The 9,587-nt window shown below is 57.4% G+C and carries 10 protein-coding genes; 5 read left to right on the forward strand and 5 right to left on the reverse strand.

Annotated features, from left to right (window positions below; all coding sequences use genetic code 11):
- The coding region (locus VGK48_00020) for an FAD-dependent oxidoreductase (GenBank protein ID HEY2379536.1) at positions 1-711 on the reverse strand (711 nt) is incomplete at its 3' end.
- A gap of 40 nt (positions 712-751) precedes the next feature.
- Between VGK48_00020 and VGK48_00025 the strand changes: the two genes are divergently transcribed.
- Entirely contained in the window at positions 752-1,186 is a 435-nt protein-coding gene (locus VGK48_00025) for a hypothetical protein (GenBank protein HEY2379537.1), read from the forward strand.
- Between the two features lie 517 nt (positions 1,187-1,703).
- On the opposite strand, the gene VGK48_00030 is transcribed toward VGK48_00025, so the two are convergent.
- Complete coding sequence (locus VGK48_00030; GenBank protein ID HEY2379538.1) at positions 1,704-2,264, reverse strand: DUF4142 domain-containing protein; 561 nt, start codon at positions 2,262-2,264, stop codon at positions 1,704-1,706.
- Positions 2,265-2,449: 185 nt separating this feature from the next.
- Here VGK48_00030 and VGK48_00035 point away from each other — a divergent pair, with 185 nt between their 5' ends.
- Entirely contained in the window at positions 2,450-3,163 is a 714-nt protein-coding gene (locus VGK48_00035; GenBank protein HEY2379539.1) for an endonuclease/exonuclease/phosphatase family protein, read from the forward strand.
- 157 nt (positions 3,164-3,320) lie between these two features.
- Positions 3,321-3,902 carry a sterol desaturase family protein gene (locus tag VGK48_00040; GenBank protein HEY2379540.1) on the forward strand — a complete coding sequence of 194 codons (582 nt, stop codon included), beginning with the start codon at positions 3,321-3,323 and terminating at the stop codon, positions 3,900-3,902.
- Here the strand turns inward: VGK48_00040 and VGK48_00045 are convergent.
- The 3 genes from VGK48_00045 to VGK48_00055 all read right to left on the reverse strand — a co-directional run bounded on the left by VGK48_00045 (position 3,892) and on the right by VGK48_00055 (position 8,209).
- Complete coding sequence (locus VGK48_00045) at positions 3,892-5,619, reverse strand: adenylate/guanylate cyclase domain-containing protein (GenBank protein HEY2379541.1); 1,728 nt, start codon at positions 5,617-5,619, stop codon at positions 3,892-3,894. The genes VGK48_00040 and VGK48_00045 overlap by 11 nt on opposite strands.
- A gap of 31 nt (positions 5,620-5,650) precedes the next feature.
- Positions 5,651-7,294 (reverse strand): DUF885 domain-containing protein, encoded by a 1,644-nt coding sequence (locus VGK48_00050; GenBank protein HEY2379542.1) that lies wholly within the window; start codon positions 7,292-7,294, stop codon positions 5,651-5,653.
- Between the two features lie 114 nt (positions 7,295-7,408).
- Positions 7,409-8,209, reverse strand: coding sequence for a TIGR00266 family protein (locus VGK48_00055; GenBank protein HEY2379543.1), 801 nt, complete (start codon positions 8,207-8,209; stop codon positions 7,409-7,411).
- 41 nt (positions 8,210-8,250) lie between these two features.
- Here VGK48_00055 and VGK48_00060 point away from each other — a divergent pair, with 41 nt between their 5' ends.
- Both VGK48_00060 and VGK48_00065 read left to right on the forward strand, forming a co-directional pair.
- Complete coding sequence (locus VGK48_00060; GenBank protein ID HEY2379544.1) at positions 8,251-9,294, forward strand: NAD(P)/FAD-dependent oxidoreductase; 1,044 nt, start codon at positions 8,251-8,253, stop codon at positions 9,292-9,294.
- Positions 9,291-9,587 (forward strand): DinB family protein (locus tag VGK48_00065; GenBank protein HEY2379545.1); only part of this gene is annotated, 297 nt, incomplete at its 3' end. The genes VGK48_00060 and VGK48_00065, both read left to right, overlap by 4 nt.

A 9,587-nucleotide genomic window follows, 5' to 3' on the forward strand; every position in this document is an offset into this window, starting at 1 on the left:
ACGAACACTGCCGGCCTGGAGCACTCCCAACGGCAATGTCACAATCGCGCGATCGGCCGTGAACCCGCCGATACTTACGTGCCCCGGCTCCCACTCAATCTCGCTCACCGGGGTTTTCAGATGAAGATCCACCATCGCAGAATCGAGCCGGCCCAGGGAGCGCACAATCCGGTCCAATCCGGCAAAGACGCGAAACTGGGTATCCGCCCCGACGCGATCGATAGAGTCCTGGGTCTGCGCCAGGAACTGCATGCTGATCCGGCCGGACCGCGCGGCATTGAAGCCTTCGACAAACTCGACGGCAGTGCGTCTGGTTTCTTCATCGATGTCGAGAGTGTTCACGAATTCCTCAAAGGAACGGTCCGGGTAAGTCCTGCCCCTCTTGAGATGCGCCGCAACGCGTTCCCATTGCGGCCAGAAATCGTTACACGTCCTCGTCACATGAGCCTGGGAACACCAATCGTCGCCTTCGAGCGTTCCCGCGATGAGGTTTTCTTTTCGAATGACATCCCAGAGCTCCCGCGGCCTGCCGTGGACGAACTCGGCGCCCAGTTCGACCGGCACGGGAAATTGCGGGTCGTGCAAAGTATGGACACGCCCTCCGATCCGGTCGCGGGCCTCCAGAATCGTCACATGCTGTCCGGATTCCGCAAGGCGGCGGGCGGCGGCCAAGCCGGATAAACCGGCGCCAACAACGATAACGGATGGCATGAAATACCCCTGGTATGTTAGACGCGCTATAATACGCGCCGTGAAAAAGGCGATCCTCTTACTTACAGTGACCATGCTTGCCGGGTGCGGCGGAAACACATCACCCTCGATGCAAAACAGCGCCAACTCATCGGCTCCGGCTGCGCAAGCGGTAACTGCGAAACCACCGGATGAGAGCGCGGCATTGGATGCGATTGCCAAGATCAATGACGCCCAGGCCAATTACTTCAGGCGCAATCGCCGCTATGCTTTAACCTTCGACGAATTGGTCGATGCGCACCTGCTCAACAGCGCGCCCTCCGCCGAAACGGGATACGATTTCACCCTGCGTCCTGCCGCGGATGCGCAAACCTATAAGCTTGCGGTAAATCCGGCGGCGTCATCGCCGTCAGTCCGTCATTTTCTGAGCGATGAATCGGGCGCGGTGCATGCCGAAGCCGGCCGGGACGCCACTTCCGACAGCCCCAAAATTTAAGCGGACCACTTCTGTCCGTCCACGACTCCATCATCGCAACCATACGTTATTTCTGTGCCTTGGGAGGGCCCTGCATGAAGAGTCTGAAATCCAAGACGTCTGCTTCGTATCAATCGCAACCCGTCTGGTGTAATCACTGCCGGATCCGAATCGCTCCGTATGATATGAAAATGGTCTTTCACGGGAAGGATTATCACCAGGACTGTTACAAGAAGGTCTCGCACTCCGCCAAATCGAGAAAGAACTAATTAGCCGCAGATGACGCGGATGACGCAGATGGGGCCGTATAAGACTCTTGGACGGCCACATCTGGGTCATCCGCCTCATCTGCGGCTAAAAATCCTCCTCTGATCGGGATGGCGCGCCGATTGCTCATGAATTCGGCATGAATATGCGACGCATCCATAAGCCGGATCCGATGCCGCCGGAGCCGGTTCCCAATCCGCAGCCAACTCCGGCGCCGGCCCCCCGTCCAGAGCCGGCTCCGATCCCAGTTCCGCCTATTCCGACAGCGTCCCTAGCGCGACGCCCGGAATAACTTGCTCTGGAGACTCTGCGCCTTATCCAGATGCATTTCGAGTTTCGGCAGCCGATCCTCGGCATACTTTTTCAGGTCAGCGTCCTGGGCAATGCCGATCTGATCGCGAAACATTTCGGCGGCCTTCTGATGATCTGCGACCATCATGTTGATGAACTCCCGATCGAATTCCGCCCCGGACAGCCCGCTCATTCGGTTCAAGTCCTTCAGCGCATCGGCCGATGTCGTTTCCGGCTCCGGCACGTTCTTGTCTTTCATCAGATCCGAGAGATCCTCGAGGGCTGTCGTGTGATCGTTCTGGATCATGTTCGCGTAATCCCGAACGTCAGAGGTTTCCGACTTCTGCAACGCAAGCCGCGCTGCGGCGATATCGCAAAGGTCGGCCTGGGCCGTTTTCATCATGAAGTCCTGCCCGGCCGGCGAAACGGCAGGGGGGCGGTTACTGCGGGCGGCCTCGACGCTGGAATGACTGCATCCCGTCAGAGCGAAGACCGCCGCCAGGACACACGACCAGAGTGTCAGATGCCGATTTCTCTTCATTTTCGATGCACCTTAACTAACGGTAAAGTAGGAAGAAAATGATCAGGATCAGAATAATCAGGCCAATCGGGACATACATAAACCCCTCCTCTTTTGCTGGAGGCACCTGCGATGCCATGCGGGAGACACACATTTCTCAACAGGTTGAAGCACGCAGCGGATTCCGGACGGGGTAAAATTTCCATATGCGGATCGTTACCTACAACATCCACAAGGGACGTGGAATGGACGGCCGCACCTCCATCAAACGCATAGCCGAAGTTCTCGGCGAACTCGACGCGGACATCATCGCGCTTCAGGAAGTTTTTGCGGTCTGCGAGGCCCACGCCGGACAGGTGGAGAGTCTGGCCAGCGCCCTCGGATTCCATGCCGCATTCGGCCGCACACGTCACCACCGGGGACGGCCATACGGTAACGCGATTCTGACGCGATGGCCGATTGTGGCTTCGTGTGAAATGGACATTTCGCGGGCAAACCGTGAGCGCCGCGGTTGTATCCGCGCGGACCTGAAAACGCCTGGCGGTATCCTGCACGTTTTCAATATCCACATGGGAACCAGCTACTTCGAGCGGCGGCATCAGGTAAGGAGTCTGCTGTCGTCCAGGCAAATTGATCAGGACCTGACGGGGCCTCGCGTTCTGGTGGGTGACTTCAACGAGTGGATCAAAGGACTGACGACGCGGCTGCTGTCGGACAAATTCGAAAGCCTGAACCTCGCCCTGCACGTTCGAAAGAGACGCAGTTATCCCGGCATCCTGCCGCTCCTCCATCTGGATCACATTTATTTCGAGCGGCCTCTGCACGTGCAGAAAGCGGAACTCATCCGCACCCGCCTTTCGAAGGTGGCATCGGACCACCTTCCGCTGGTAGCGACATTTCGATGGGGTGAGGCCGCATAAGCTTAAGCGGCATCGGAAACTTATTGAAGCATTGCATCATTAGAGGTTTTTTCATTTCAAATTTAGAAATGAACCAACTTCTAATGATGCAATGCTGTAAGAAGTCTCCTAAGCCTCCTCCATCCCCTTCCGTGAAAGATCGCTATAATAGAGATATATGACCTTGAAAGAGCGGTTGTACCGTTTTCGCTCCTTCTGGATCTTTCCGATTGCCGCCGTTGTTCTTCTGCGCTTTGCAGTCCTGGCCGAACCTCAACGGTCGAGCGGGGATCTGGTGCTGCTTTTCCTGCTCGGCGTTTTCTTATGGACGTTTCTCGAATACGTCCTGCACCGCTTTCTATTTCATATTCAGATCCCGATAAAAAACCCGCAGCTGCACGAGATCATCAATGGATCGCATCTGCTGCATCACGCGTCGCCGCGGGATCCGACCAAGATCCTGGTGCATCCGGCGTATGGACTTGTCGTTTCCACACTGATTTACGGACTGCTTTATGCTGTTTTTCTGAATGCGGCGGCGGCCGCAGTTGTGCTGACCGGCATCTGGGCGGGATTTCTTTACTATGAAGCGGTACACTACCGCGTCCACTTCAGCCTGTCCGGTTCGGGTCTGGTCGCGCGGCAGCGGAAGCCGCACTTCTATCATCATTTCACGACGAACAAACGGTGTTTTGGCGTGACAACGCCTTTGTGGGATTACGTTTTCGGAACGACGGCGCGGCGGGCCGCTACGAAGTAGCGCGGGACTTCTGGGCCTTGAACACCGCTTCTTTCGCTTCCTTGAGCTGCTCTTCGAGAGCCGCGATCTGCTTTCTGGCTCGGCGGTCCGCTCCTTCGAGTTCTTCAAGCTTGTCCTGGGACTTTCGCTCCGCCCGCACACGCAGGCGATTCACCTCATCCAGTTTCACGTCGAACTGAGCCTGCAACTCCGCCTGTGCCTGCTTGCGTGTGGCTTCCTGCGCTACGGGCAGGGCCTGTTCTAATTGATGAATCCGCGCTTCCAGGCGTTGCCGCTCGCCGGACAGATCGTTGGTAAAGGAAACGATCTCGTGTTCCAGACGCTGCCGGTCGCGGTTTGCCTCAGCGAGCTTTGGCTCATATTGTGAGCGGACCTCCTGATAAATCTCGCTTCGCAGGCTGTCCTGCGCGCGCTGGAGCTCCGTATCGAGCCGCTTGATCTTGAGCTCCAGCTGGTCCCTCTCGGTTCCCCAGTGAATCTTTGCGTCCTGAAACTCGGCTTCCCACTCCCCGGCGCTTTTCGCAGGCGGACCGCTGGAACCGGCCGGTACTTTGCCGAGTTTTTCCAGGAGCGCACGCCTCGCGGTTTCCTTCCTTTGGTCGAGGGCGCCTGGTGCGGTCAGCTTTTTCAGTCTTTCGATTTCCGCAGCGAAACGCTTGCGCTCGCTTTCCCACTGGAGGTTCCAGTCCTGTTTCGCCTCCGCGACGCGCGCGTCAACCTGGTCCCGCAAGGCGGCCGTCATGCGGGACGGGTTATTGGATCGCTCCATCGCTTCCAGAACAGCCCCTTGCATGCTTGCGATCTGGGCTTTGAGGTTGTTCCGTTCGGCCTCGAATTTCTGCCGTGCCGCCGTAAGATCCTGCTCGAGCTGCTGCCGGGAAAGGATGGCTTGTTCAAGCTGGAAATGAAGCTCCGACTGGACATCTTCGGAAAGCTGCTGGCGGGCCGTCTGACGGGCGCGCTCGACGGCTTCCTCGAGCTGCTCGATCTCGACCCTCAGATTGCGGCGCTCCGCGCGCCATTGATCGCGGGAATGCTCGAATTCCTCTTCCAGCGCCTCCTGTTGCTTTCGAAAGTCCTTTAACCGCTTCTCGTATCGCGCATGTACATCTTCGATCAGCTGTTTCGCGGCCGATTCGGACCAGGCGACGGCGTAAAGATCGATGGGTTCGTATTTGCCTTTCATCTCGGCGCGGCCGATCCTGGCACATTCGAAGCCGGCGGCTTTGGCGGCATCGAGCAACACATCGGTGATCAGAATTTGTTCGGTATCCGCCTGATGCTGAACGCGCGATGCCGCATTCACGACATCGCCGAAGACGTCGTCATCCTTTATCAGACCGAGGCCATAGTGGAGGCCGACGCGGATGCGGATCTGATCGATTTCGGCCTTACCCTCACGATCCTCCGCAAGAGCCTGCTGCATGCCGGCCGCGGCTTTGATGCCGCCGACAGGGTCATCGAACTGCGCGAGGATGGCATCGCCGATCGTCTTGACGACACGGCCCCCTTGAGCCTGGATGACGGGAAAGAGCAGGTCGTTATGACGGTTGATCATCGACATGTATTCGATGTCACCATTCTTTTCAGCGTAAGCGGTTGATCCCTTGATATCGCTGAAAAGGATCGTCATCGGAGTCTTGAGCTTTTCAAGCTCCTGCTCCATTTGCCTGCGCTGCTCCAGCAGCTCCTGAAGTTTGTCCTTATCCGTGCTCAAAGCGGGTGGATTATAACAAAAGATTCAGTTTTTACAGGGATGGACTCTTATCTCCTGGCAATAGAATCCGCCGGATAAGGGCTATCGGTATGCCGCCTTGCTTTACGAAATCATCATGAAAGTCTTTCAGGCTGAAATTCGAGCCCTTCGTCCTGCGGAAGTCGTCACGCAGCTTGTAGATCTGCAGCTTACCCAGCGTGTAGTACAAATATGTCGGATTGTAGGCCCCTCGGCGGGCTTCTTCATAAGCGTTGGCAGGTTCCTGAAACGCCTTTTCCTCAAAGAACCTGGCCGCCTGCTCGACCGTCCAGCCGGCAGTATGAAGCTTGATTCCGGCGACGTAGCGGGCATCGCGAAGCAATGCCTCCTCGAGCTGCGCGAGACGCATTTTCGGGTCGCCTCCGCCGAAACCTTCGTCAATCATCATCTGCTCGGCGTAATGAGCCCAGCCTTCGACGTTTGAACTGCAGTAAAGGATCTTCCGGGTTTTTGTCGGAAACGATTTGGCGTTGAGAAACTGGATGTAGTGTCCGGGATAGGCCTCGTGAATCGTGATGACGTTCATCACCGGGGCGTTGAACAGGCGCAAATGCTCTTCCTTGTGTTTAGCGTCCCACACTTTCTCCGGCGGCGTGATGTAGTAAAAAGCTTCCGTCGCTTTGGTTTCGTAGGCGCCGGGTGTATCCATCGAAGCAAACGCGCCTGAACGGGCGTACGGAGGGGTCTCTGTGATGATCGGCCGGACCTCCGATGGAATCGTGACGATGCTCTTGTCTTTGATGAACTGGATGATTCCCTCGACGGTGCGCTTCGCGTCGGGAATCAGACTCGCTTCCGTCGGGTGATCGTTCGAAAGCGATTTCATGACTTCCATCGGCGGCTTTGAAGGATCGATCTGCCGCGCGGTTTCAATGAACGCGTTGTAATCCTTCTCGAGATTGGCTTCACCGATCGACAAAAGACGGTCGAGCGGCGTGTCGACCATCTCCTCATACATAAGCTTCTTCGAGAAGTTGTCCGGACCGATGGCGTAACTGCCCGTCGACTTCGGAAGCAGCGTCTTCTCGAGCCAGTTCGATGCATCCTCCAGCGACGCCGCAGCCGCATTGTTGACCTGGTTGAATTCGTTCAGAAGCGCCGTATCGCCTCCTGCCGCATCTTTGGCCCACGCCGCGACATCTTCTTTGAAGAAACCGACCGATCCATGCGCGATACGAAATGCCAGGTCGGTGAACTCGTGGGGAGGGTTTTCGACGTTGGCTTTCATCGCGCTCATGATGGCCGGCACGCCTTTCAGGCGCGCGATAACGGAACGCAGGCGATCCGCCGGAGGCGCGAAATTGCGTTTCATCAGGTTGTCGATCGTGCCTCCAGGCAGCTCGACATAATTCATGGGGTTGTGCCGCCACGTTTGAATGACTTCGAGATCGAGCAACTCGGCATTGATCTGGCTGTCCAGGATCTCCGCGTCGATCTCGTCATCCGCCGCCAGCTTGCCCGCACGGACATCCGCAAGCCTGGCCTTCAGCTCTTTCAGCTTCCCGATGCGTAGGTTGGTTGCGGACCCCGAAAGATCTTCGATTTTCGAGTCATACTCGTGGAAGCCAGTTGCGGTCGCCGTTGCCGGACTCCATTCGAACAAGGCATTGAAATAATCGTCGACAAAAGAAGACATGGTCACCCTGCCCTTACAGGAGGGGATCAGCCATAAAAGGCACAAAAGGAGCAAACAGAGCCCGTGCTTTTTGTGCCTTTTGTGGCTATTCCCCTCTTTAAGTGCGATCACTGTTTAACGGTCTCCTGAAAGAATATTGCCGAGAGTTCCGAGGACCCCGCCTTCTTCCTTGCCACCGTGGCCGGTCTGCGGCGCAGCGGCGACAATGCGGCGGGCCATGCGGCTCAACGGTAGCGATTGAAGCCAAACATGTCCCGGTCCGCGAAGGGTCGCAAAGAAGAGTCCTTCACCGCCGAAAATGGCGGATTTGATATTGCCGATGTACTCGATGTCGTAATCAACGCTCGGCTGAAGCGCCACCAGGCAGCCGGTATCGACACGCAGCAATTCACCGGCAACCAGTGTGCGTTCGATCAGCATGCCTCCGGCATGGACAAATGCCCAGCCGTCGCCTTTCAAGCGCTCCATGATGAAGCCCTCGCCGCCGAAGAAGCCGACGCCCAGTCTCTTCTGAAATGCGATGCCGATGCTGACGCCCCGGGCAGCCGCAAGAAAAGAGTCTTTTTGAGTGATCAATTCCCCGCCAACCTCGGACAGCCGGATCGGAACGATCTTTCCCGGCGTCGGCGCTGCGAAAGAAACACGCTTCTTGCTCTGCGCTGTATTCGCGAACAGAGTCATGAACAATCCCGCGCCGCTTAGAAGACGCTGTCCCGCTCCCAGCAGCACATCCACGATGCCTGTTGCATGCTGCCGCGAACCGTCGCCGAAAATCGTTTCCATCGTGATGCCGTCGTCCATGTAAAACATCGCTCCGGCTTCCGCCACAGCCGCTTCCCCTGGATCCAGCTCAACCTCCACGAACTGCATGTCGCTACCGATAATTTTGTAGTCCACTTCGAACATTTCAGACATGTTTCCCCTCCCCGCGTCATCATACGCGATATCATCCGCCCGTGATCTTTGACGTAGTGATCATCGGCGCGGGTGCAGCCGGCCTGATGTGTGCGATCGAAGCCGGGAAACGCGGAAGATCGGTTGTCGTGCTCGAGCGCAATGCAACGCCCGGCAGGAAAATCCGGATCTCCGGCGGCGGCCGCTGCAACTTTACAAATACTGAGACAACTCCCGGGAAGTTCATCTCCGCCAATCCCAGTTTTCATAAATCGGCGCTTGCGCGTTATACGCCCGATGACTTCATCCGCATGGTGGGAAAGCACCACGTTGCCTATCACGAAAAGAAACTCGGACAGCTCTTCTGTGACGGCAGCTCTCAGCAGATTATCAACCTGCTCCTGAAGGAGTGCGCCGCTGCCGGCGCGGCCGTCAGAGTGAATTCCGCCGTAACGTCTGTCCGCAAGGATCAGCACTTCACCGTTGCAACCTCCGAAGGAGAACTCGAAACACGGTCCCTGGTCATCGCCACCGGCGGCCTGTCGATTCCTGCAATCGGCGCGACGGACTTCGGATACCGCATCGCCAGGCAGTTCGATCTGAAAGTCGGTGAAGTCCGGCCGGCGCTGGTTCCGCTGACGCTTGGCGGTGATGAAGGCCGCTCTCTGCGGGAACTCAGCGGCGTCTCTCTGGAAGCCGACGTCTCCTGCGGACGCGCCGCATTTCGCGAAAATATCCTGTTCACGCATCGCGGACTGAGCGGTCCGGCGGTGCTGCAGATTTCCTCCTATTGGAATCCCGGCGATGCGCTTGTCGTCTCGCCGCGGCAGCATCCGCGGCGGTTCATTCAAAAGTGGCGCGCGTTGTACGGCGAGGCGCCCCTGGAAAAGTGGACCGTCATTCCGTCCGGAACCGAAGGCTACGCCAAGGCGGAAGTCACGCTCGGGGGCGTCGACACCAATGAACTCTCCTCCAAAACAATGGAGGCCCGCGGTGTGCCCGGCCTATACTTTGTAGGAGAAGTGGTCGATGTCACCGGACAATTGGGCGGATTCAATTTTCAATGGGCCTGGGCTTCCGGGTTCGTGGCAGGACAATACGCATGAGTGACCCTGTTCGAGATCAAGTCGTCAGTCTGTTGCGCGGCGGCAATGCGCACGTTAAGTTCGAGGACGCCATCGCCCGGCTGCCGGCAAAACTTCGCGGCATCAAACCGGAAGGGGCCGAACACACCGCCTGGGAACTTCTCGAGCATCTGCGCATTGCGCAGTCGGACATCGTGGAGTTCAGCCGCGACGCGAAACACAAGTCGCCGTCGTGGCCGGAGGGCTACTGGCCGAAAACCGCAAAGCCTTCGAGCGACGCGGCATGGAAGAAAAGCGTTGCCGCGGTGAAGAAG

The sequence above is a fragment of the Terriglobia bacterium genome, assembly GCA_036496425.1.
Taxonomy (GTDB): domain Bacteria; phylum Acidobacteriota; class Terriglobia; order 20CM-2-55-15; family 20CM-2-55-15; genus 20CM-2-55-15.